The sequence below is a fragment of the Sphingomonas sp. NY01 genome (assembly GCF_038809135.1).
Classification (GTDB): domain Bacteria; phylum Pseudomonadota; class Alphaproteobacteria; order Sphingomonadales; family Sphingomonadaceae; genus Sphingomonas; species Sphingomonas carotinifaciens.
In genome coordinates this window covers 973431-995798 of record NZ_CP101722.1, presented here as the reverse complement: position 1 = coordinate 995798, position 22368 = coordinate 973431, and the positions used below count along the sequence as shown (strand labels likewise).

The window sequence follows — 22368 nt, the reverse complement described above, 5'->3', positions numbered from 1 at the left end:
GACGGGAAAACGCCGGCGCCGCGATCAGGGTTGCGAGAGCATCACGTCGATCGCAAAGCCGATCCACATCGCCAGCAATACCGCCACCGACATCAGGAACAGGCGGAAGCGCCGGATGGTCGAACCCGTAACATGCGCATGGCTGTGCAGCGCACGCAGCACCACATAGATCCACCCCAGCAATACCTGCGCGACGCCGCCCTGCCCGGTGATCAGCAGCAGCGGCACCAGTGCGTAGAACAGCACCGGCATCTCGAACAGATTGCGCAGATTGTCCGCCGGCAGTGCGACCGCGGCGAAATAGCGGGCCGCCGCCTCGCCACTGGCGAAATCCTCCCGGCGCGGCGGTGTCGCCTTCATATGGCGCAGCCGTGCGCCCAGCAGCACGAACGTCATCACGAAGGTCAGCGCGACCAGCCCGATCACCGGCCCCAGCATGGTCAGCAATATCCTCATTTCGCGCGCACACCCCCCTTGATCACCGCGACCGGCCGTTCCAGCAGCCGCACATCGGCCAGCGGATCGCCGGCCACCGCCACCAGATCGCCCCAGCGCCCGACCGCGATCGCACCCACGTCGTCACGCGCCAGGGCGGCGGCGGCGTTGGTGGTGGCGGCGCGGATCGCCTCGATCGGGGTCATCCCCCATTCCACCATCTTGGCGAATTGCAGCGCATTCTGCCCCGCCGGAAAGACCGCGCCATTGTCGGTGCCGAAGATCATCTTCACGCCCGCACGATGTGCATCGCGAAACGTCTCGCGCTGCTTGCGTCCGATCGCGCGCTCCTTGGCGAGGCTTTCCTCATGCACGCCGTTCTTCGCGCCCTCGGCCAGGATATAATCGTCGTCATAGATATCCATGGAGAACCAGGCGCCCTTCTCCTTGGCCAGTCGAAAGGACTCCGCATCGGCCAGGCTGGCATGCTCAATCGTGTCGATCCCGGCGCGCAGCGCGTCGTTGATGCCGACGGTGCCGTGCGCATGCGCGGCGACCTTCATGCCCAGCATGTGCGCCTCGTCCGCCACCGCCTTCATCTCGTCCAGGCTCATCTGCTGCGCACCCGGCGCATCGCGCTTGGACAGCACGCCGCCCGTGGCACAGATCTTGATCGCCTCCGCCCCGTATTTGCGCATCACCCGCACCAGCCGGCGATAGGCATCGGGCCCGTCCGCCACCGCCGGATTGGGCACGTCCTGAAAACTGGGCGGCAGGCTCTCCGTCCCGTCGCAATGCCCGCCGGTGGCCCCCAGCGCATAGCCCGAAGGCACGATCCGCGGCCCCGGCACATAACCGCGCTCGATCGCCTGTTTCAGGCCGACATCGTTGTAATTCTCCGCCCCGACATTGCGGACGGTGGTAAAGCCCGCCTCCAGCATCGACTTCGCATTCGCCACCCCCACCGCGGCCCAGAAGCTGTCGGTATATTCAAGGCGGCGATACCCGCTGATCCGCGCATCGGCATCCAGATGGACATGCATGTCGATCAGGCCGGGCAGGATCGTCACGTCGCCCAGATCGATCCGCTTCGCATCCGCCGGCACCACGCCGCCGATCGCGGTGATCCGCCCATCGGTGATGGTGATGACCGGCTTCGGCGTCACGCGCCCACGCTCCACATCCAGCATCCGCGCCGCGGTGACCACCACCGTCTCCGCCGTCGCCGGCGTGGCAAGAAAAAGCGCGGCAAGGATCGCTAGTCGCATCGGGGCTCCGACAACAAAGGAGGGAAAACACGGTGAAAAAGGAAGGATTGCAGAAAGACCGCGCCCGGAACAGCGCCCTGCACACAAAAAGGGGCGGAAAGCATAACGCTTCCCGCCCCCGCCGCTGCATTTCCCGCAGGCTTAGATGTGGATGGCGCGCCCATAGGCAGACAGGACCGATTCGTGCATCGATTCGGAGATGGTCGGGTGCGCGAACACCGTTTCCATCAACTCCGCCTCGGTCGTCTCCAGCTGGCGGGCGACGACATAGCCCTGGATCATCTCGGTCACTTCCGCGCCCACCATGTGCGCACCCAGCAACTCGCCGGTCTTGGCGTCGAACACGGTCTTCACGAAACCTTCCGCCTCGCCCAGCGCGATCGCCTTGCCGTTGCCGATAAAGGGGAACTTGCCCACCTTCACGCTGTAGCCGGCTTCCTTGGCCTTGGCTTCGGTCAGGCCGACGCTGGCCACCTGCGGGCGCGAATAGGTGCAGCCCGGGATGTTGCCCTTGTCCATCGCATGCGGGTGCACGTCCTTGTTGCCCAGCGCCTGCGCGATCGCCTCGGCCGCGATCACGCCCTCATGGCTCGCCTTGTGCGCCAGCCACGGTGCGCCGGTCACGTCGCCGATCGCCCAGATGCCGTCGACGTTCGTGCGGCCATAACCGTCGGTGTCGATATGTCCCCGCTCGGTCTTCACGCCGAGCGTCTCCAGGCCGATATTCTCGGTGTTGGGCACGATGCCGATCGCGACGATCGCATGGCTGAACTCGGTCGTCTCGACCTTGCCGTCCGCGGTCTTGATCGACGCCTTGACGCCCGATCCGGTCGCTTCCAGCTTTTCCAGCCCGGCCTTGATCTTCAACGTCATGCCGAACTTGGTCAGTTGCTTGGCCATGAACTCGCTGACTTCGGCATCCTCGACGGGCAGGATGCGGTCCATCATCTCCACGACCGTCACGTCCGCGCCCATGTCGTTGTAGAAGCTGGCGAACTCGATGCCGATCGCGCCCGATCCGATGACCAGCAGCTTGGTCGGCATTTCTTCCGGCACCATCGCATGGCGATAGGTCCAGACGCGCTTGCCGTCCGCCTTGGCGAAGGGCAGGTCGCGGGCGCGCGCGCCGGTGGCGACGATGATGTGCTTGGCCTGCAGCTCGACGGTCTTGTCGCCCTGGCTGACGGAAAGCTTGCCCTTCCCCGTCAGCGTGCCGACGCCCTCGTGCACCGTCACCTTGTTCTTCTTCATCAGGCCCTTGACGCCGGCATTGAGCTGGCCCGCGACCTTGCGGCTGCGGTCCACCACCTTGCTCAGGTCGAACGAAGGCTTCTCCGCCGACAGGCCGTACTGCGCGGCGTGCGTCATGTAGTGATAGACTTCGGCCGAGCGGAGCAGCGCCTTGGTCGGGATACAGCCCCAGTTGAGGCAGATGCCGCCCAGCCGCTCGCGCTCGACGATCGCGACCTTGAGCCCGAGCTGCGCGGCCCGGATCGCCGCAACATAGCCGCCCGGACCGGAGCCGAGGACGATAAGGTCGTAAGTGTCAGCCACGTTGATCTTCCTTATGATCGCTCGGCCCCCCGAGCGGATGCAGATGGCGGCGGGTTCGCGCCCGCCCTATTCTCTCAGGCGGCCATCGGCGGCACGCGCCGCGGCTGGCGATCCTCGCCCATTGCGACGAAGACGAAGCGCGCCTGCGTCACCATGAAGGCTTCTTCCTTGTGCCGGCTGCGGCGCCACGCCTCGACGTCGATCGTCATCGAGGTGGAGCCCGTCGCCACCAGCGTGGCATAGACCGACACCTCGTCGCCGACGATCACCGGGCGGTGGAACTTCATGCCCTCCGCCGCGACCGTGACGGCGCGGCCGCCCGAATGGCGCGACGCGACCGAGCCTGCGGCCAGGTCCATCTGGCCCATCAGCCAGCCGCCGAAGATATCGCCATAAGGGTTGGCGTCGGCCGGCATCGCGGTGACGCGGATCGTCGGCGCACCATCGGGCAGGACGCCAGGCAGGCTGCTCATGCCCGCACCCCGCGATCGATCGCGCGGGCACGGCGCAGCGGGCCGATGCCCATCGCGATCGTCGCCACCATCGCCGCCGCGCCGCACCACCAGATCACCTCGCGACCCAGCGGATAGGCCCAGGCGCCGGCCCAGGTCATGGCCAGCGCCACGACCAGGCCGGCGACGATGTAGAACAATTCGATCGCGCTACGCATCGCTCAAGCGTCAGGCGAGCATGCCGAGCGGGTTCTCGACCAGCTCCTTGAACACCTTCATCAGCTCCGCGCCATCCGCGCCGTCGATCGCGCGGTGGTCGAAGCTGCCGGTGGCCGACATCACGCTCGCCACGCCCAGTTCGCCGTCGATGATATAGGGGCGCTTCTCGCCCGCACCGATCGCCAGGATCATGCCCTGCGGCGGATTGATGACCGCCTCGAACTGCTTGATGCCGAACATGCCCATGTTCGAGATCGACGCGGTGCCGCCCTGGAATTCCTCCGGCTTCAGCTTGTTGTCGCGCGCACGCCCGGCCAGATCCTTCATCTTGGTCGAGATGGACGACAGCGAGCGGGTGTCCGCCTCGGTCACGATCGGGGTGATCAGGCCGGCGGGCGTCGACACCGCGACCGAGATGTCGGCGCGGTGGAAGGTGATGAGCTGGTCCGGCGTGAACATGACGTTGCACTTCGGCACCGCCATCAGCGACACGCCCAGCGCCTTTACCAGCATGTCGTTGACCGACAGCTTGACGCCGCGCGACTCCAGGCTGGCGTTCAGCTCGCCACGCAAGCGCAGCAGCTTGTCCAGGCGGATGTCCACCGTCAGGTAGATGTGCGGCACCTGCTGCTTCGACTCGGTCAGGCGGCGGGCGATCGTCTTGCGCATGTTCGACAGCTTGGTCGCCTCATGCGGGATGTCCGGGATCTGCGCGGGCTTGGGTGCGGCCGCCGGCGCTTCGGCTGCGGGCGCGGCGGCGGGTGCGGATGCCGTCGGGGCGCTCTTGGTCTGCGCACCGGGCTTGGCACCCTCGACATCGGCCTTCACGATCCGGCCGTTCGGCCCCGAACCGGCGATCGCCGACAGTTCCAGCCCCTTGTCGGCGGCGATGCGGCGGGCCAGCGGGCTGGCCTTCACCCGGTCGCCCGACGACGAAGCACTACCGGACACGGGGCTGGCGGCGCCGGCATCGGCGGGGCGGCCATGATCCTCGGCCTCTTCCTTGGTGCGCTCGACCGGCTTGGCCTCGCTGCCCGTCTTGTTGGGATCGCTGGGGTCGGGGCGCCCCTTGAACTCGGCATCGGTAGGCTCTGGCGTTTCGGCCTTTTTCGGCGCCTCGACGGACGCTGCATCCTCGCCTTCCTCGGCCAGGATGGCGATCACCGCGCCGACCTTCACATTGTCGGTGCCCTCGGCGACCAGGATCTTGGCGATCACACCCTCATCGACAGCCTCGAACTCCATCGTGGCCTTGTCGGTCTCGATCTCGGCCATGATATCGCCGGACTTCACCGTATCGCCTTCCTTGACGAGCCATTTGGCCAGCGTGCCTTCCTCCATCGTCGGGGACAAAGCAGGCATCTTGATCTCGATCGACATGGAGGTCCTCTCGGGGAAAACGAATTCCGTAGCGGCCCCGTCTCTCGCGCCCCAAGCCGTCAGGGTCAAGTCACGGCCTTGCGCGAAAAGGGTGAAGGCGCCATCCACAGGCCAAACAAGGGGAATGGCATGCGCATCTATCTGGTCGTGGTGGACGATACGCCCGAGGCGGAAATCGCGCTGCGCTTCGCCGCGCGCCGTGCGGTGAAGACGAACGGCGGCGTCGAGATCCTGACCCTGCTTCCCCCGCAGGAGTTCATCGCCTTTGGCGGCGTACAGGCCACGATCGAGGAGGAAGCCCGCCACCATGCCGAGGCGCTGGTGCAGGGTGCGGCCGGCACGCTGTTCGAGGAATCGGGCCTGCGCCCCTCGATTACCGTGCGCGAAGGCGAGGGCCCCAAGGTTATCCGCGAGATGATCGCGGGCAATCCCGAAATCGCCGCGCTGGTGCTGGGCGCGGCGGCCAGCGGCGCACCCGGCACGCTGGTGGCGCATTTTTCCGGCACCGATGCCGGCGCGCTGCCCGTCCCCGTCATGATCATCCCCGGCTCGCTCAGCCTGGAGGCGATCGACCGGCTGAGCTGACAATCTCTTTGACGGAGATTGTTGCCACGTCTCTCGCACCTTGGCACGGTTGCCCGCATGATTGCTGCCCTGCTTCTCGCCGCCGCGGCGCCTGCCGCCCCCGCCCCGTCCGTTCCCCGGTTGAAGGCCAACGTCGCCGCCCTGGTCGGCTTCGGCACGCGTCACACCCTGTCGACCACCACCGATCCCAAACGTGGCATCGGCGCCGCGCGTGACTGGGCGGCGGCGCAGTTTCAGGAGATCGGCGCCACCTGCGGCGGCTGCATCACCGTGGAGCGGATCAACCGCTCCTTCACCGGCCCGCGGGCGCCCAACGGGGTGATGGTGGAGGACGTGCTGGGCATCCAGCGCGGTCGCGATCCCAACCGCGTCGTGATCGTCGGCGCGCATATCGACAGCCGCGTCACCGATGTGATGAACTTCACCGACGATGCGCCCGGCGCCAATGACGATGCCTCCGGCGTTGCCCTGGTGCTGGAGGCGGCGCGCCTGCTGGCCGGCAGGCAGTTCGATGCGACGATCGTCTATGCGGTCTTTTCCGGCGAGGAACAGGGCCTGTGGGGCGCGACGCTGCTGGCCGACACCGCCAAGACGCGCGGCTGGCAGGTGTCGGCGATGCTCAACAACGATATCGTCGGCAACACGATGGGCCAGGGCGGCAAGCACGAGGCGCGCTGGGTGCGCGTCTTTTCCGAAGGCATCCGCTCGTCCGAGGATTTGGCGCAGCAACAGCGCCGCCGGTCGGAGGGAGGCGAGGATGACGGCCCCAGCCGCGCGCTGGCCAAGGCGATCGACGGCATCGCCGACGGGCTCGGTCCGCGCGGGGTCGACGTGTTTCTCGATCGCCGCCCGGATCGGTTCGGGCGCGGCGGCGATCACGAACCGTTCCTGAAGCTCGGCTATCCCGCAATCCGCTTCTCGGTCGCCAACGAGGATTGGGACGCGCAGCATCAGGATCTGCGTACCGAGGCGGGCACCGCCTATGGCGACACGATCGACAAGATGGACTTTCCCTATCTGGCCAAGGTCACCGCGGTGAACGTCGCCACGCTGCAGCGCCTCGCCGCGGCCCCCGCGGCGCCGGCAAGTGCCTCGATCGCCGGTGCCCTGTCGCGCGACACGACGGTGAAATGGGCCGCGGTTCCCGGTGCGGTTCGCTACCGCGTCCATTGGCGCCGCAACGACACGCAGGACTGGAGCCAGTCGCGCGAAGTGACCGAAACCGAAACCGTGCTGACGCAGGTGCCGGTCGACGATCACTTCGTCGGCGTCTCCGCGATCGGCGCGGACGGCGCGGAAAGCTTGGTCACCTTCGCGGGCCGCGAGGGACGATAGCGCCACCGGCCCGTTCCCGTCGGGGAACGGGCGGCGTCGTTCAGCGGCGCAGCAGCTTCGTCTTGCGCCGGACCACCTTGCGCGGCGTATAGCGCACCCGGTCCTCATACACCTCAGTGGTCGTGGTGGTGACCACCGGCGCGCTCTGCACCACCACCGTCGTCGTGGTCGTGCCCGGATAATAATAGCCGCCGGCCGGATAGCCGCCCGCGGTGGTCGTGGTCACCGTGGTACGCCCGTCGGGCGAGACCCAGGGCGCACCGCCCTGCACCGTCGTCACCGCCGGGGCGACCGGGGGCGGGGGCGGCGGATAGCCGTCGTCATAATAGGGGTCGTATCCCGGGCCGTAATCGTCGGCATAGTCGGGCCCGTAATCGGGCGCGACCGGATAGTCATATCCCGGTTCCGCCCGGCGTCCCCGGCTGCGCGAACGCGAGCGGTCGATCGCATAACCGCCCGCCGCGCCGACCCCTGCCCCGATCAGCGTCCCGCCCAGCCGGTTGCCCCGCCCGGCAATCACATTACCGGCAACACCGCCCGCCACCGCACCGATGGCAGCGCCCGTCAGGCCGTCGCCGTCGCGGCGATCGTCGCGCGCGAACTGGTCGTGCCGGCGGTCACCCATCCAGTCGACGTCGCCCACCATGTCATAGACCGTGCCACGATCGTCGATCAGCACCGCATCGTCATAATAGCGTGCCCAGCGGCGCCCCCGACCGGGCGTGTCGAGCCCATAGTCGCGCCAGTCGTTGACCGTGAACCGCGGCGATGCCCAATAGGGTGGCAAGGCAACGCCGCGCACCGGGCGACGATAGGCGTTCCAGCCCCCCGGCGCATTCGCGCCGCCCCACCAGCGGCCATCCACCATGCTGCCCCAGCGCGCGCCGGTCGGCCGGGCGGCGGCAGGGAGCGGCGCCGGGCGGTGGCTGGCGTTCGGCCGGTTCGCGGGCGGCAGGGCTGCAGGCGGCTGGGGAGCCGGCACGTTCGCACCCGGCGGCGGATAGCTCGCGCCCGGTGCCCGCTGGGCCTGTGCCCCGCCACTGATCGCCGTGATGATACCCGCGCCTGCGAGCAGCAGCGTCCGCATGGTCGCCTGTCTCCCTGTTGTCAGCCCCGCCAACGCGGCAGCCGGTTTACAGGTTGCTTACCATGACCCCGCCTGGGCCGAGAAGCGCCCGCCGCCGTCCCGATTTGGGCCGCGCGATACGCCTTCAGCCAAGCCGGGGAGCCAGCAGCGCCATCAGCGCCTCGCATCCCTGCTGGTCCTCGGCGTCGAAACGGTCGGGCACCGGGCTGTCGAGGTCGAGCACCCCCAGCACCCGGCCGTCGACGACGATCGGCACCACAAGTTCCGACCGGCTCGCCGCATCGCATGCGATATGTCCCGGAAAGGCATGAACATCGGCGACGCGCTGCGTCTCCCCGCTCGCCGCCGCTGCGCCGCACACGCCTTTCCCCACCGGAATGCGGATGCAGGCCGCCTTGCCCTGGAATGGCCCCAGCACCAGTTCGCCCTCCACCATCCGGTAGAAGCCGGACCAGTTCAGCGCGGGCAGATATTGCCAGATCAGCGCCGCTGCATTCGCCATGTTGGCGATCGCGTCGCGCTCTCCCACGGTCAGCGCGTCGAGCGCGGCGTGCAGGTCACGGTAAAGCTCCGCCTTGGAGCCGGCGGCGATATCGAACTGGAACATGCGCCGCCATGTAGGCCGGCCCCGGCACGATGCAAACCGCTCTCCCGCCTCATTGCCTCATCTGTTTGCAACAAAAGGATAAGTTCGGGGATTTTTCCGGATGCACGGCGCTGGCATCTTGGTACAGCTTGGCGTCGATGGGAGAGTTCGCAATGCCAGACACGGTGCCATTGGCCGCCGCCGCCGAACCGCCGGCCCCCGTGGCGCCGCCGGACGGCTTCTGCCCCGCCGACTGGTATGAACGCCATCAGGCGCCGTTCCGCGCCGGCATCCTGGTTCGGCAGGATCGGTCGCCACGCCTGCTGGAACAGCTGCCGCCCGCCTGACGGCCTTAATCCAGCCGCGGCTTGCCGCGTCCTGCCTTGACCGTGCTGCGCCCCTTCTTGGCGTCCACCCGCCGCGTCTGCGACGCACGGGTCGGCTTGGTCGGGCGGCGCTTCTTCTGAACAAAGGTCGCGTCGTGGATCAGCGCCAGCAACCGCTCGCGCACCTCCTCCCGGTTCATGTGCTGCGACCGGGTCGATTCGCCGCGCAGGATCAGCACGCCCTCCCGCGTGATCCGCGATCCCGCCAGTTCGATCAGCCGCCGCTTCACCATGTCGGGCAGGTTAGGCGAACCGGCGACGTCGAAGCGCAGCACCACCGCCGAATCCGTGGTGTTCACATGCTGCCCCCCGGCGCCTCCCGAACGCGTCGCCGTCTCGACCAGTTCGTCGCTGTCGATGGAGATGGAGCGGGTAACGGGAATGGCGACCATCGGGCAGCTATGCGGCGAAGGTTCCGAAGCGTTCGGGCACCGGCGCGCTCGCCACGATCGGGTCCTTGGCCCCGCGGCCGATCTTCAGGTCCGCGGCGTGGAGCAGCATGCCGGCCGCATCCGCGCGCCCATATACCGGATCGCCGACCACCGCGACGCCCAGCCCCGCGGCGGCATGGACGCGGATCTGATGCGTCCGCCCCGTCTCCGGCCGGAACTCGACCAGCGTGCGCCCGCCCTCCTGCCGGATCGCGCGCCAGCCCGAGCGGGCCGCCTTGCCGTTCGCGTCCGGCACCATCCGCCATCCGGTCTCGCGCGTGGAAACCTTGGCGAGTGCGAGGTCGATCACGCCCTCCCCCTCGACCAGCCCGTCCAGCACCGCCAGATAGCGCTTCTCGACCAGCCCACCCTCGAACGCCTGCTGAAAGCGCGCATGCGCCTTAGGATTGCGCGACAGGAGCAGGCAGCCGCTGGTGTCGCGGTCCAGCCGGTGCACCGGCTGCGGCCAGCGCTGAAAGCCGAAGCGCAGCGAGTCCAGATGGTTTTCCAGACTGATGGCGCCATCGCGCGGCGGATCGACGGGCAGCCCGGCGGGCTTGTCGATCACCAGCGCTTCGCCGTCGATAAAGAGTACTCGGTCACCATGCATGATGCCGCTCCCTTGCCACCGAGTGCGCGCACATGCCAGAGCCGGTGGATCATGATGCTGCGAATGCTGCCCTTCCTGTCGCTTCTTCTCGCCCCCGGCCTGGCCGCGGCGCAGATTTGCGAGGGCACCGGGCTGAAGCCGTCCGCCGATGGCCGCGTGCTGGGCCATTTCCCCTATGGCGACGTGTCGCGCGACGAACTGGTGGAAGCGCCCGAGGGGTTCGCCCTGGGCCAGCGCTGCATGATCCGGCGCGACATGCTGCCCGATCTCCAGCGGCTGATCGCCGCCGCGGCGGGCGATCCTGCGGTCATGGGGTCGCTGCGCGGCCTGTCCTGCCACCGCGCGATCATCCGGCAGGGCAATGTCTTCTGCCGCGAACAACCGGGCGACGCATCGTCGCGCGCGATCTCCGTCGCGCCGCCGGGGCATAGCGAGCACACAACGGGCTATGCGATCGACTTCGCCGTCCGCCCTTCGCCCAACTGCCCCGATGCCGAAGCCTGCATGGCCGCGACGCCGGCCTTTCGCTGGCTGATGGCGAACGGCCCGAAATACGGGTTCGAACTGAGCTTCCCCGCTGCCAACAAGCAGCGGGTGAAGTGGGAGCCGTGGCATTGGCGCTGGGTCGGCGCCAGCGCCACCGCACCGGGCGCCGCCCGCGCCCGCTTCATCTTCGCCAAGGCGCGTGCGGCCTTTCCGGCCAATCCAGCGGTGGCGGACCCGGTCAAGGTCACCGTGTCCGCCCAGCCGCCCATTCCCGCGGCACCGCCTGCGCCGGAGCCCAGGAAAGGCAAGCGCAAGCGGAAGTAGCGGCACGCCGAATACCCTCTCGCCCGCAGGGGAGAGGGTATAAAGGCGTTACCCCTTCAACTTCGCCGCGGTCTCGGCGATGCGCTTGCCCTGATAGCGCGCACCATCAAGTTCCACCTGGCTCGGCTGGCGGCTGCCATCGCCGTCGGCGATCGTGCTGGCGCCGTAGGGCGTGCCGCCCTTCACCGCATCGACGCCGTTCTGGCCGGAAAAGCCGTAATCCAGCCCGACTATCGTCATGCCGTGATGCAGCAGGTTGGTCAGGATCGAAAACAACGTCGTCTCCTGCCCGCCATGCTGGCTGGCGGTAGAGGTGAACGCGCCGCCGACCTTGCCGACCAGGCCACCCTTCATCCACACGCCGCCCGTCGTGTCCCAGAAGGCCGCCATCTGGGAAGGCATCCGGCCATAGCGGGTCGGTGCGCCGACGATCACCGCGTCATAGTTGGTCAGCGCGTCCGGCCCCTCGATCTCGGGATGCGCGGTATCGGTCTTGAAGTGCGCCGCCGCGACCACCTCGGCGGGCGCGGTCTCCTTCACGCGGCGGATGTCCACCTCGGCACCGCCGGCGCGGGCCCCCTCGGCGATCGCGTCCGCCATCTGCTCGATATGGCCATAGGACGAGTAATACAGAACGAGCACCTTGGTCATGGTCGGTTTCCTTGAACGTGAACGAGAAACGTTATGCGGCGTCGACAAGGACGATTTCGGCATCCTCGACCGCGGTGATGGTCACGCGCTGGCCGCCGCTCAGCGCCGCGCCATCGCGGGCGGAGAACGCGACACCGTCGATCGTGATCCGCCCGGTTGCGGGCACGAGATAGGCATGCCGCCCCTCGCCCACCGCATGCTCGACGCTTTCGCCGGCCTTCAGCGTCGCGCCCAACACCCGTGCATCCGCCCGGATTGGCAGCGCGTCGCCGTCATCGGCAAAGCCGCTCGCCAGCGTCACGAACCGGCCGGAACGCTCGCCCTTGGGAAAGGGCTTGGCACCCCAGCTCGGCTGGCCACCGCGACGGCGCGGCTCGATCCAGATCTGGAAGATGCGCGTCGTCTCGGATTCCAGATTATATTCGGCATGGCGCACGCCGGTCCCGGCACTCATCACCTGCACGTCGCCCGCCGCGGTACGGCCGCTGTTGCCCAGCGAATCCTGGTGCGTGATCGCACCGGAGCGGACATAGGTGATGATCTCCATGTCGGCATGCGGATGCGGCGGGAAACCGGCATTGGCGGCGATCTCGTCGTCGTTCCACACCCGGATCGCCCCCCACCCCATCCGCGCGGGATCGTAGTAGTTGGCAAAGGAGAAATGGTGCCGCGCGTTCAGCCAGCCGTGATCGGCATGGCCGAGCGAATCAAAGGCGCGGCGGTCGATGGTGTTCAGCGTGTCGGTGGTCATGATGTCATGCTGCCGTTTGGTTGCCCCCAAGATAAGCAGGCCATCGATCGCGTAAACGGAAACGCTGGAAACCGATCGTTTCCCGTATTAACATGGCCGGATCAACAAGGGGTCACGTCATGCGCCTGCCGGATCTGGAAGCCTGGGCGATCTTCGCCGCGGTGGTCGAACATCGCTCGTTCAGCGCCGCGGCAGAGGCGATCGGCCTGTCCAAGGCCACCGTGTCCAAGGCGATCACCCGGCTGGAGGCGCAACTGGGCCAGTCGCTGTTCCACCGCACCTCGCGCCGCCTCGCGCTGACCGAGGCGGGCAAGCCATTGTCCGAACACGCCGCCCGCATTCTGGCCGAGGCGCGCGCCGCCGAGGAGGCGGCCCACCATGCCGCCAGCGCCCCCACCGGTCGCGTCCGTCTCGCCGCTCCCATGTCGTTCGGAGTCGCCAACATCGCCCCCCTGCTCGCCGATTTCCTGAAGCTGCATCCGGGGATCGAGATCGAGCTCAGCCTCTCCGATTCGCGCATCGACATCGTTGCCGAAGGGTTCGACATCGCGCTGCGCATCGCCGACCTGCCGGACAGCAGCCTGCGGGCGCGCCGGCTGTGCGGCATCTCGACCCACATCATCGCCTCACCGGGTTATCTCGCCGAACACGGGCATCCCGCGCATCCGGCGGAACTGGGCGAACACCGGCTGCTCGGCTATTCCAACCTGGCCGGCCCCTGGCGCTTCCGCCGCGCCGACGGGGCCGAGGTCTCCGTCCGCGCCGAAGGACCGCTCAGCGCCAATAGCGGCGACGCGCTGGTCCCCGCGATCCTCGCCGGGCTCGGCATTGCGCGCCTGCCCGGCTTCATCATCGGGCCCTATCTGGCCGACGGCCGGGTAGTGGAAATCCTGCCGGACTGGGCGCCCCCGGCGATCGGCCTCCACCTGCTCACCCCGCCCAGCCCGTTGCGCCCCGCGCGTGTCGAGGCGCTGATCGGCTATCTGGCCGATCATGTCCGCGATCCGTGCGGAGCGGGTCGATGAGCCGCCTGACCCCCGACGAGGACGATGCCCGCTATGTCCGCCGGGTCGTCCTCACCATCCTCATCGTCGCCATCACCGCTGCGCTCTACCGCGCCGGCGACCTGCTGATTCTCGCCTTTGGCTCCATTCTGGGTGCGATCGTCATCCACGCCATCGCCGATCTCTACCGCGATCACCTGCCGGTCGGCCCCAAGCGGTCGCTCAGCCTGGCGATCGTCACCGTGTTGGCGGTGATCGGTTTTCTCGGCTGGCTGTTCGGCGTCGCCTTTCGCCAGCAACTCAACACGCTTGTCACGCAACTGCCCTCGCTGCTCGGCGATCTGGAGGCGTGGGCGAGCCAGTCGCCGGTGGGCGCCAAGGTGGTCGATGCGGTGCAGGCCGCCTATGCCGGCAGCCGCGTCGCGCAGGATGTCGGCGGGATCGCGACGGGCGCGGGCGAGTTCGTTCTCAACTGCCTGCTGCTCCTCGTCGGCGCGCTGTTCTTCGCCGCCGACCCCAAGGTCTATGAGCGCGGCTTCCTGTTCCTCGTCCCCCGCGGCAAACGCCGTGCGGTGGAGGATGCGCTGTTCGACACCGCCTCGACGCTGCGCCTGTGGCTGCGCGCGCAGTTGATCCAGATGACCACCATGGGCGTGCTGGTCGGCCTCGGCCTGTGGATCGCCGGGGTGCCCTCCGCCGCCGCCCTCGGCCTGCTGACCGGGCTCAGCGAATTCGTCCCCTATGTCGGCCCGATCGCGGCGATGCTGCCCGCGCTCGGCCTTGCCGCCACCACGCACGGCGACGGCGCGATCATCGGCACGCTCGTCACCTTCGGCGTCGTGCGCATCATCCAGACCAACGCCATCACCCCCTTCGTCACCAGCCGCGTCGTCGCCATCCCCCCGGCGGTTACCCTGTTCGCCATCATCGCGGTCGGCGTGATCTTCGGATTGTTCGGGCTTTTCTTCTCCGCCGCGCTGCTCGTCGTGATCTTCACCCTGATCCGCAGCCTGTATCTGCGCGAGGTGCTGGGCGAGGATATTCCGCGCGCCGAACACAATACCCTGCTCGGTCCGGGCGCGTGGCTGCGCCGCGACGACAAAGATAACAAACCCACTTAGGCATCAATTAACCTTTGGCGTTCACAGATTGCGTGGTTAATGAATCAAGGGTCGACCGCCGGGGCCGGTGGATTTCCGACGTGGAATAGACCGACAGGGGAATGCCAGATGCGCGTACTGCTGATCGAGGACGAGCCGACGACCGCCAAGGCGATCGAGCTCATGCTCTCCACCGAAGGCTTCAACGTCTATACGACGGATCTGGGCGAAGAGGGCTTGGACCTCGGCAAGCTCTACGATTACGACATCATCCTGCTCGACCTGAACCTGCCCGACATGCACGGCTATGACGTGCTGAAGCGGCTGCGCGTCGCGCGGGTGTCGACGCCGGTGCTGATCCTGTCCGGCGTCAACGAGATGGACTCCAAGGTGCGCAGCTTCGGCTTCGGCGCCGACGACTACGTTACCAAGCCCTTCCACCGCGAAGAATTGATCGCGCGCATCCACGCCGTCGTCCGCCGGTCCAAGGGGCACAGCCAGTCGGTCATCCGCACCGGCAAGCTGGCGGTGAACCTGGACGCCAAGACGGTCGAGGTCGACAGCGCCCGTGTCCACCTGACCGGCAAGGAATATGCGATGCTGGAGCTGTTGTCGCTCCGCAAGGGCACGACGCTCACCAAGGAAATGTTCCTCAACCACCTGTATGGCGGCATGGACGAGCCCGAGCTGAAGATCATCGACGTCTTCATCTGCAAGCTGCGCAAGAAGCTCAGCCTCGCTTGCGACGGCGAGAACTATATCGAAACCGTCTGGGGCCGCGGCTATGTCCTGCGCGAACCCGACGAAGTCGGCCAGCCGGTCGAGGCCGCCGTCGCCTGATCTTTCAGGTTGCGAGGCAAACAAGTCCCCTCTCCCCTTGGGGGAGAGGGCTTGAGGCCGCATCCACTTCCTTAACCCGTCGCATGCCAGGATCATGGCCATGCTCGACGCCCTGACCGCCCGCCTCGCCAACCGCTCGCCGCGCGAATTGCTGCGGCTGTCCGTCAAGACGCTCTGCCACCACCTGCGCGCCCAGCGTCCCGCCGCCCGCGCCGCGCGCCGGGCCGACCGCGCCTTTGATCGCAGCTGGGGCACCGACACCAGCGGCATGGTCGCGGTCCATGATCTGGCGCTGCGTGCCGAGCGTCGGCGCAGCGCGGTGCATTACGCCCCCAGTACCCAGGCCATGTTGCGCGATCCCGTCGCCACGCTCGGCATCGATCCGCGCGACTATCATTTCATCGACTATGGCGCCGGCAAGGGCCGCATGGTGATGCTCGCCCAGCAACTCGGCTTTGTGCACGCCACCGGGGTCGAGCTGTCACCGCATTTGTGCGAGATCGCCCGGCGCAACCTCGCCACCTTGCGCGAACGCTCACCCGCCCTGCCCCCGGCCGCGATCTTCGAGGGCGACGCCTGCGAATATCTGCCGGCGGGGCAGCGGCTGTGCGTGTATCTCTATAATCCCTTCGACGCGAGCGTCCTCGCCGGCGTTCGCGCACGGCTGGACCAGGCGCTGACCGCGGGTACCGAGCGGATCGTGGTGATCTACACCAATCCGGAACAGGCGCAGATCTTCCACGACGCGCCCGGCTGGCGGGCCGGGCCCGTTCTGCCCGACACCGCCTGCTTCATCGCGGGCGCGGCCTGAGCGCTACTTGCGCTCCCAGACCTTTTCGCCGCCGACCCAGGTTTCCTGCACCTTGGTGGCGCGAAGTTCGCTCGGCCCTACCTCCAGCGGATCGCGGTCGACGATGATGAAGTCCGCGCGCTGCCCGGCGCCCAGCCGCCCGAACTTGTCCTCGGCAAAGCCCGCATAGGCCGCATCCGCGGTAAAGGCCCGCCACGCCTGCTCCCGCGTGATCCGCTCCTGCGGCTGCCACCCGCCGAATGGCTGCCCGTCCGCCCCCATCCGGGTGAACGCCGCCGCCCAGCCTGCGAACGGGTCGGGGCTTTCCACCGGATAGTCCGACCCGAAGGCCAGCCGCGATCCGTTCTTCAGCATGGAATTCCACGCATAGGCACCTGCCAGCCGGTTCGGCCCCAGCCGCACCTCGGCCATCCGCCAGTCGCTGGTTTGGTGCACCGGATGCATCGATGCGATCACGCCGTGCTTGCCGAAGCGCGGCAGGTCGGCGGGATCGACGATCTGCGCATGCTCGATCCGCCAGCGGCGGTCGCCCTTGAACGTGTCGGCCAGCTCGTCGATCGCATCCAGCACCTGGGCGTTGGCGCGGTCGCCGATCGCGTGCACCGCGACCTGGTATCCGTCCATCGATGCGCGCACCATCAGGTTGCGGATCACGTCGTCGGACATGAAGCCCAGTCCGCTCTGGTCCGGTGCATCGGCATAGGGCGCCTTCAGCCACGCGCCGCGCGACCCCAGCGCGCCGTCGCCGTACAGCTTCACCCCCACCAGCCGCAGCCGGTCGTTATACAGCCACGGCGTCGGCCCGGTGCCGCCGATCCGCACCGTATCCTCGATGCCTGCGCCGTAACTCATGATCCGCACGCGCAGGTCGCCGCGGTCGCCCATCCGGCGATAGGTCATCCAGTCGTCCAGCGAGGTGCCCATGTCCGCGGTCGCGGTGATGCCATGGCTCAGCAACAGGCCTTGCGCCTTCACGAACGCGGTATTGCGCTCCTTGCCCAGCGGCTGCGGAATCACCTTGGTGATCAGGCTCTGCGCCGCGTCCACGAACACGCCGGACGGCTGCGCGCCCGTCTTCTCGATCCGCCCCCCGGCCGGCGACACGCTCTTCGCCGTCACCCCCGCCGCCTTCATCGCCGCCTCGTTCGCCCAGGCGGCATGCCCATCGACCCGTGACAGGAAGATCGGTCGATCCCCCGCCACGCCTGCCAGGTCGGCCGCGGTCGGGAAGCGCCCCAGCCCCCACGCCTCCTGGTTCCAGCCGCCGCCCAGGATCCATTTGCGCTCGGGATTCGCCGCCGCATAGGCCGCAATCCGCGCCTTGGCCTCGTCCAGCGAGCGCGCGTCGGACAGGTCCAGCTCCAGCTGACGGAAGCCCAGTTCCATCATATGCCCATGCGCATCGACGAAACCGGGGATCAGCGTGCGCCCCTTCATGTCGGCGCGCCAGTCCAGCTTCTCCGGCCGCTTGTCCTTGGACGACAGCAGCTTGGTCACCTTGCCATCGAGCGACAGCAGCAGCCCGTTGAAGCGGACGACTTTACCGTCCTTGTCCAGCGTAATGCCGTTCACATTGTCGACCAGCGCATCGGCCAGCACCGGCACCGGCGCCAGCATCGCGAGCAATCCGGCGATCAGCTTCGTCCTGAACCTCACCGGGGCAGCCTCCGCACGATCGCACTGGTATCCTGACGGCCGCCATCCATCCCCTGCACCTCGGCATAGAATTGATCGACCAACGCGGTCAGCGGCAGCACCGCGCCGTTGCGCTTGGCCTCGTCCAGCGCCAGCCCCAGGTCCTTGCGCATCCAATCGATCGCGAAGCCGAAATCGAACCGGTCGTCCGCCATCGATTCCCAGCGATTGACCATCTGCCAGCTTTGCGCCGCGCCGCCGGAGATCGCCTCCAGCACCTTGCCCGTATCCAGCCCGCTCTTCTGGGCAAAGCGCAGGCTCTCCGCCACGCCCTGGATCACACCGGCAATGGCGATCTGGTTGCACATCTTGGTCTGCTGCCCGGCGCCTGCCGCGCCGACATGGACGATGCGCGCGGCATAGGCCTGCATCAGCGGCCCGGCCACCGCCAGTGCCTCCGCCGTGCCGCCGCACATGATCGACAGCTTGCCGTTCTCGGCGCCCGCCTGCCCGCCCGACACCGGCGCATCGACCACCATCAGACCCTTTGCCGCGCCGGCCTCGGCCAGTTCGCGGGCGATCGCGGCGGACACCGTGGTGTGATCCACGAACAACGCACCCGCGCGCATCGCGCCGAACGCACCATCCTCGCCCAGCGTCACCTGCCGCAGATCGTCGTCATTGCCGACGCAGGCGAACACCGCATCGGCACCCCGCGCCGCCTCGGCCGGCGTATCCGCCACCGCGCCGCCATGCCTGTCCGCCCAGCCTTCCGCCTTGGCGCGGGTGCGGTTGAACACGGTGACCTCATGCCCGGCGGAGACCAGATGCCCCGCCATCGGGGCGCCCATCACGCCCATGCCGATAAATGCCAGCTTTGCCATGGGCCAGTCTCCTAATCGGCGCGACGCATGGTGGGAAGCGCGCGTTTCACCCCGCCCGCCGGCAATCGTCCGCGCCGACCGTGTAGGACTCCTTCATCCCCGCAGTGACATAGCCGCGCTGGATCACCAGTCCCGACCGACAGGTCAGCCGGAACGTCCCGTCGCCGCGCGGCCGCCCGGCATAATGGCCCACCGCGAATTCGCGCATCCGCCGCGGCTCACCCATATCCTCGATCTCCGCCCCGACCAGCAGGTTCAGGGGATCGTGCACCACCGCATAGCCGCGAACGGCCAGATCCAGCGCCCCGACCGCCAGCCCCGCCAGGATCACCACCACCGCCACTTTCCACGACAGGAACCATCTCGGCATCGTTTCCCCACCGCAACGCTGTTCACCTCTTGCCCTATATCGGCTAGTCCCGGCGGCCATGGCTACGCAACCCGCCGTTCAGGCAGCACCGCCCGTCACGATCGCCGATATCCGGGCCGCGCAGGCACGTATTGGCGATGCGATCGTGCGGACGCCGACCCTGCTCAGCCGCACGCTGTCGGCACTCACCGGCGCGACCGTCTATTTGAAGTTCGAAAACCTCCAGTTCACCGCTGCTTACAAGGAGCGCGGCGCGCTCAACACGCTGCTGCAACTCTCTGACGAGGCCCGGGCCAAGGGCGTCATCGCCGCCTCGGCCGGTAACCATGCGCAAGGACTCGCCTATCACGCGAATCGGCTCGGCGTGCCGGCGACCATCGTCATGCCGCGCACCACCCCGATCGTGAAGATCGTCCAGACCGAAAGCCACGGCGCCACCGTCGTTCTCGAAGGCGACACCTTCGACGCCGCCTATGCCCATGCCCGCGTGCTGGAGGGCGAGCGCGGCTACACCTTCGTCCACCCCTTCGACGATCCCCGCATCATCGCCGGCCAGGGCACCACCGCACTGGAAATGCTGGAGGACGTGCCCGGCCTCGACACCTTCGTCATCCCGATCGGCGGCGGCGGCCTGATCTCGGGCATCGCGACCGTCGCCAAGGCCGCCGACCACCCGATCGAGGTCGTCGGCGTGCAGGCCGAACTCTACCCCTCCATGTATAACCGCATCCGGGGCACCGACCTGCCCTGCGCCGGCGATACGCTGGCAGAGGGTATCGCGGTCAAGGAACCGGGCGGCATCACCGCGCGGGTGATCGCGAACATCGTCGACGATATCGTGCTGGTCGGCGAACGCTGTCTGGAGGAATCGGTCAGCCTCCTTCTCCAGATCGAAAAAACCGTGGTCGAGGGCGCCGGTGCCGCCGGTCTCGCCGCGCTGCTCGAACATCCCGAGCGGTTCCGCGGCCGCACCATCGGCATCGTGCTGTGCGGCGGCAATATCGACACGCGGCTGCTCGCCAACGTGCTGCTGCGCGACCTTGCCCGCTCCGGTCGCCTCGCGCGCCTGCGCATCCGGCTTCAGGATCAGCCCGGCGCGTTGTTCAACGTCGCGCGCATTTTCGACCAGGAACGGGTCAACATCATCGAGGTCTATCACCAGCGCGTGTTCACCACCCTGCCCGCCAAGGGCCTGATCACCGACATCGAATGCGAAACCCGCGACCGCGCGCATCTCGACCGGCTGATCGCGGCGCTGCGCACGGCCGGATATGAGACAAGTCAGGTCGAACTCGCCTGATCGTCCCGCTTTGCAAGCGGGCATGCACCACTCATATAGCTTTAACAGCTAGGCTGTTTCACATGCATGTCCGGGGGATCTGTCGGCGGTGACCGCGCCATTCCGCTTTCCGCGCTTCTTCGTCACCTCGCCGGCCCCCTGCCCCTATCTGCCGGGCCGGCAGGAGCGCAAGGTGTTCACCGAGCTGAACGGCGCGCATGCCGGCGAGCTGAACGACGCGCTCGGCCGTATCGGCTTCCGCCGCAGCCAGAGCGTCGCCTATCGCCCGTCGTGCAGCGGCTGCGCCGCCTGCGTCTCGGTGCGCATCGTCAGCGGCGAATTCGTGCCCAATGCCAGCCAGCGCAAGCTGCTGAAGCGCAACGCCGATCTGGAGGTGACCGCGTGTCGCCCCTGGGCGACGGACGAGCAATATCAATTGCTGCGCCACTATCTCTCGCTGCGCCACCCCGGCGGCGGCATGTCCGGCATGGACGAGGATGATTATGCCGACATGGTGGAGCATTCGCCCGTCGACTCGCTGATCGTCGAATATCGCGAGCCCACCGTCGACGGCCGCCGCGGCCGCCTGGTCGGCGCCTGCCTGACCGACCGGCAGGCGGATGGCCTGTCGATGATCTACAGCTTCTTTGCCGCCGACGATGCAGGGCGGGCGGGCATGGGCAACTTCATCATCATGAATCACATCCTGCGCGGCCACGCCGCCGGACTCCCTTATGTCTATCTCGGCTATTGGGTGCAGGGCTCGCCCCGCATGGCCTACAAGATCAAATACCGCCCGATCGAGGCACTCGGCCCCAATGGCTGGCGCCGCATCGCCCCCGATGCCGAGCCGATCCCGGCCGAACTGAAATCCCCCGTGCCGGTATGACTTGACCCTCTCCCCTCCGGGGAAAGGGAGGGGCCCACCGCGCGAGTGGTGGGAGGGTGAGGGGTCGCCAAGCAGCGCCGCACTGCTGGTCCACCCCTCACCCTTCCCGTTGCCTGAAGGCAGCAGGCCCCTTCCCTCGCCCAGGAGGGAAGAGGGACTCCGCAAATCAATCCTCCCGCATCACGCTGACATCCACCGCCAGATCCTCCTCGCCGTCGCCCAGTCGCGATCCCGCCACCGGCGCTGCACCCACCGCATCCAGTGCGGTGGCGACGCGCACATAATCCTCCTCCGGGCACATCCCCGTGCAGGGGTCGAACGCGACCCAGCCCAGCCCGTCGATATGCGCCTCTGCCCAGGCATGCGGGGTCGCCCGGTGCCCGTCGACACGCAGCGCATAGCCCGAGACATAGCGCGCCGGAATGCCCAGCCCCCGCGCGCCGACGCAGAAGATGTGGGTCAGGTCGCGCGGCGTTGCCAACGGCCGCTGGAACGCGCCGCCCGCGTCCAGCCCCGGTTCGGGCCGCCCCATGTCCATCTCGAAACGTGCATGCAGCGCCGCGTTCCAGCGGTGCAGCCGACCGAGCGGGTCACCCGCGCCGGTCGCTTCGTCGGCAAAGGCGATGATCGCCGGGTCGCGCGGCGTCATGTCGGTGGCGCGCAGATAGAGCGGCGGCGGCAGCATCTCGGCCGCGCCCCGCAGCACCCCGCTCGACGTGCTGGTCAGCACCTCCCCCGACACGGTGATCGCGATCCCGTCCAGCGGCCCCTCGACATACAGCATCGTCACCGCATTGCCGAACCCGTCCCGCCCCTCCCTCAGACGCGCGTCGCGATCGACATCGATCCGCCACCCTGCGACCGTCTGGTCATGCGTATTCTCCGGCGTCAGGCGCAGCATCTGCACCAGCCGTGATTGCGGTTCGGAGAAACGATAAACCGTGCGATGATCGATCGAAAGCCGCATTGCCGCCCCCCTTGGTTTCGTGCGTCCCTCTCGCCCTCTCCACCGCGAT

At 67.9% G+C, this 22368-nt stretch carries 26 protein-coding genes; 10 read left to right on the top strand and 16 right to left on the bottom strand.

Translation table 11 applies throughout. The features are described from left to right. Positions 1 to 24: 24 nt before the first annotated feature. The 6 genes from NPJ82_RS04930 to NPJ82_RS04905 all read right to left on the bottom strand — a co-directional run bounded on the left by NPJ82_RS04930 (position 25) and on the right by NPJ82_RS04905 (position 5308). Complete coding sequence (locus NPJ82_RS04930; protein WP_342658536.1) at positions 25 to 456, bottom strand: MAPEG family protein; 432 nt, start codon at positions 454 to 456, stop codon at positions 25 to 27. After that, positions 453 to 1703 (bottom strand): amidohydrolase family protein, encoded by a 1251-nt coding sequence (locus tag NPJ82_RS04925; protein WP_342658535.1) that lies wholly within the window; start codon positions 1701 to 1703, stop codon positions 453 to 455. Before NPJ82_RS04925 ends, NPJ82_RS04930 begins: the two co-directional genes overlap by 4 nt. Positions 1704 to 1844: 141 nt before the next feature. After that, entirely contained in the window at positions 1845 to 3257 is a 1413-nt protein-coding gene (gene lpdA, locus NPJ82_RS04920) for a dihydrolipoyl dehydrogenase (protein ID WP_342658534.1), read from the bottom strand. A 74-nt stretch (positions 3258 to 3331) separates the two neighbouring features. Beyond that, complete coding sequence (locus tag NPJ82_RS04915; protein WP_149681895.1) at positions 3332 to 3730, bottom strand: acyl-CoA thioesterase; 399 nt, start codon at positions 3728 to 3730, stop codon at positions 3332 to 3334. Then, complete coding sequence (locus NPJ82_RS04910; protein WP_149681896.1) at positions 3727 to 3927, bottom strand: hypothetical protein; 201 nt, start codon at positions 3925 to 3927, stop codon at positions 3727 to 3729. The genes NPJ82_RS04915 and NPJ82_RS04910 overlap by 4 nt, the downstream gene beginning before the upstream one ends. Before the next feature lie 10 nt (positions 3928 to 3937). Next, positions 3938 to 5308: a pyruvate dehydrogenase complex dihydrolipoamide acetyltransferase gene (locus NPJ82_RS04905; protein ID WP_342658533.1), complete on the bottom strand. Its 1371-nt coding sequence runs from the start codon at positions 5306 to 5308 to the stop codon at positions 3938 to 3940. Between the two features lie 129 nt (positions 5309 to 5437). Between NPJ82_RS04905 and NPJ82_RS04900 the strand changes: the two genes are divergently transcribed. Together NPJ82_RS04900 and NPJ82_RS04895 are read left to right on the top strand one after the other, a co-directional pair. Further along, the gene (locus NPJ82_RS04900; protein ID WP_112383419.1) at positions 5438 to 5893 is read left to right on the top strand and encodes a universal stress protein; all 456 of its coding nucleotides are present in this window, start codon (positions 5438 to 5440) and stop codon (positions 5891 to 5893) included. Positions 5894 to 5950: 57 nt separating this feature from the next. Continuing rightward, positions 5951 to 7228, top strand: coding sequence for a M20/M25/M40 family metallo-hydrolase (locus tag NPJ82_RS04895; protein ID WP_342658532.1), 1278 nt, complete (start codon positions 5951 to 5953; stop codon positions 7226 to 7228). Positions 7229 to 7268: 40 nt separating this feature from the next. On the opposite strand, the gene NPJ82_RS04890 is transcribed toward NPJ82_RS04895, so the two are convergent. Together NPJ82_RS04890 and NPJ82_RS04885 are read right to left on the bottom strand one after the other, a co-directional pair. Next, positions 7269 to 8315: an RcnB family protein gene (locus tag NPJ82_RS04890; RefSeq protein ID WP_342658531.1), complete on the bottom strand. Its 1047-nt coding sequence runs from the start codon at positions 8313 to 8315 to the stop codon at positions 7269 to 7271. Positions 8316 to 8439: 124 nt separating this feature from the next. Beyond that, positions 8440 to 8922: a GAF domain-containing protein gene (locus NPJ82_RS04885; RefSeq protein WP_342658530.1), complete on the bottom strand. Its 483-nt coding sequence runs from the start codon at positions 8920 to 8922 to the stop codon at positions 8440 to 8442. Positions 8923 to 9074: 152 nt separating this feature from the next. On the opposite strand from NPJ82_RS04885, the gene NPJ82_RS04880 reads away from it, so the two are divergent. After that, positions 9075 to 9248 carry a hypothetical protein gene (locus tag NPJ82_RS04880; protein ID WP_160146753.1) on the top strand — a complete coding sequence of 58 codons (174 nt, stop codon included), beginning with the start codon at positions 9075 to 9077 and terminating at the stop codon, positions 9246 to 9248. A 5-nt stretch (positions 9249 to 9253) separates the two neighbouring features. Here NPJ82_RS04880 and arfB read toward each other — a convergent pair whose 3' ends face one another. After that, positions 9254 to 9679: an alternative ribosome rescue aminoacyl-tRNA hydrolase ArfB gene (gene arfB / locus NPJ82_RS04875; protein ID WP_342658529.1), complete on the bottom strand. Its 426-nt coding sequence runs from the start codon at positions 9677 to 9679 to the stop codon at positions 9254 to 9256. A gap of 7 nt (positions 9680 to 9686) precedes the next feature. Continuing rightward, positions 9687 to 10328: an RNA pseudouridine synthase gene (locus NPJ82_RS04870; RefSeq protein ID WP_342658528.1), complete on the bottom strand. Its 642-nt coding sequence runs from the start codon at positions 10326 to 10328 to the stop codon at positions 9687 to 9689. Positions 10329 to 10379: 51 nt separating this feature from the next. On the opposite strand from NPJ82_RS04870, the gene NPJ82_RS04865 reads away from it, so the two are divergent. Next, positions 10380 to 11138: a M15 family metallopeptidase gene (locus NPJ82_RS04865; protein ID WP_342658527.1), complete on the top strand. Its 759-nt coding sequence runs from the start codon at positions 10380 to 10382 to the stop codon at positions 11136 to 11138. A 48-nt stretch (positions 11139 to 11186) separates the two neighbouring features. On the opposite strand, the gene wrbA is transcribed toward NPJ82_RS04865, so the two are convergent. Beyond that, positions 11187 to 11789, bottom strand: a complete 603-nt coding sequence (gene wrbA, locus NPJ82_RS04860; RefSeq protein WP_112383412.1) for an NAD(P)H:quinone oxidoreductase — start codon at positions 11787 to 11789, stop codon at positions 11187 to 11189. A 31-nt stretch (positions 11790 to 11820) separates the two neighbouring features. Then, positions 11821 to 12540 (bottom strand): pirin family protein, encoded by a 720-nt coding sequence (locus NPJ82_RS04855; RefSeq protein WP_149681903.1) that lies wholly within the window; start codon positions 12538 to 12540, stop codon positions 11821 to 11823. Between the two features lie 119 nt (positions 12541 to 12659). On the opposite strand from NPJ82_RS04855, the gene NPJ82_RS04850 reads away from it, so the two are divergent. The 4 genes from NPJ82_RS04850 to NPJ82_RS04835 all read left to right on the top strand — a co-directional run bounded on the left by NPJ82_RS04850 (position 12660) and on the right by NPJ82_RS04835 (position 16295). Beyond that, positions 12660 to 13565 (top strand): LysR family transcriptional regulator, encoded by a 906-nt coding sequence (locus NPJ82_RS04850; RefSeq protein WP_112383410.1) that lies wholly within the window; start codon positions 12660 to 12662, stop codon positions 13563 to 13565. After that, a complete protein-coding gene (locus NPJ82_RS04845) occupies positions 13562 to 14665 on the top strand; it encodes an AI-2E family transporter (RefSeq protein WP_342658526.1) in 1104 nt (367 codons plus the stop codon). Before NPJ82_RS04850 ends, NPJ82_RS04845 begins: the two co-directional genes overlap by 4 nt. Before the next feature lie 108 nt (positions 14666 to 14773). Further along, the gene (locus NPJ82_RS04840; RefSeq protein WP_112383408.1) at positions 14774 to 15484 is read left to right on the top strand and encodes a response regulator transcription factor; all 711 of its coding nucleotides are present in this window, start codon (positions 14774 to 14776) and stop codon (positions 15482 to 15484) included. 100 nt (positions 15485 to 15584) lie between these two features. Further along, positions 15585 to 16295: a class I SAM-dependent methyltransferase gene (locus NPJ82_RS04835; protein WP_342658525.1), complete on the top strand. Its 711-nt coding sequence runs from the start codon at positions 15585 to 15587 to the stop codon at positions 16293 to 16295. 3 nt (positions 16296 to 16298) lie between these two features. On the opposite strand, the gene NPJ82_RS04830 is transcribed toward NPJ82_RS04835, so the two are convergent. From NPJ82_RS04830 to NPJ82_RS04820, 3 genes are read right to left on the bottom strand one after another with little or no spacing between them, the layout of a single operon-like run. Next, positions 16299 to 17912: an amidohydrolase family protein gene (locus NPJ82_RS04830; RefSeq protein ID WP_342658960.1), complete on the bottom strand. Its 1614-nt coding sequence runs from the start codon at positions 17910 to 17912 to the stop codon at positions 16299 to 16301. A gap of 35 nt (positions 17913 to 17947) precedes the next feature. Next, entirely contained in the window at positions 17948 to 18814 is an 867-nt protein-coding gene (locus tag NPJ82_RS04825) for an NAD(P)-dependent oxidoreductase (RefSeq protein ID WP_342658524.1), read from the bottom strand. A gap of 46 nt (positions 18815 to 18860) precedes the next feature. Next, a complete protein-coding gene (locus NPJ82_RS04820) occupies positions 18861 to 19184 on the bottom strand; it encodes a hypothetical protein (RefSeq protein WP_149681907.1) in 324 nt (107 codons plus the stop codon). 58 nt (positions 19185 to 19242) lie between these two features. Here NPJ82_RS04820 and NPJ82_RS04815 point away from each other — a divergent pair, with 58 nt between their 5' ends. Continuing rightward, complete coding sequence (locus tag NPJ82_RS04815; RefSeq protein WP_112383404.1) at positions 19243 to 20484, top strand: threonine ammonia-lyase; 1242 nt, start codon at positions 19243 to 19245, stop codon at positions 20482 to 20484. Between the two features lie 88 nt (positions 20485 to 20572). Then, entirely contained in the window at positions 20573 to 21352 is a 780-nt protein-coding gene (locus tag NPJ82_RS04810) for an arginyltransferase (protein WP_342658523.1), read from the top strand. A gap of 166 nt (positions 21353 to 21518) precedes the next feature. Here the strand turns inward: NPJ82_RS04810 and NPJ82_RS04805 are convergent, their stop codons facing one another. Further along, a complete protein-coding gene (locus NPJ82_RS04805) occupies positions 21519 to 22319 on the bottom strand; it encodes a transglutaminase family protein (protein WP_342658522.1) in 801 nt (266 codons plus the stop codon). Positions 22320 to 22368 lie beyond the last annotated feature (49 nt).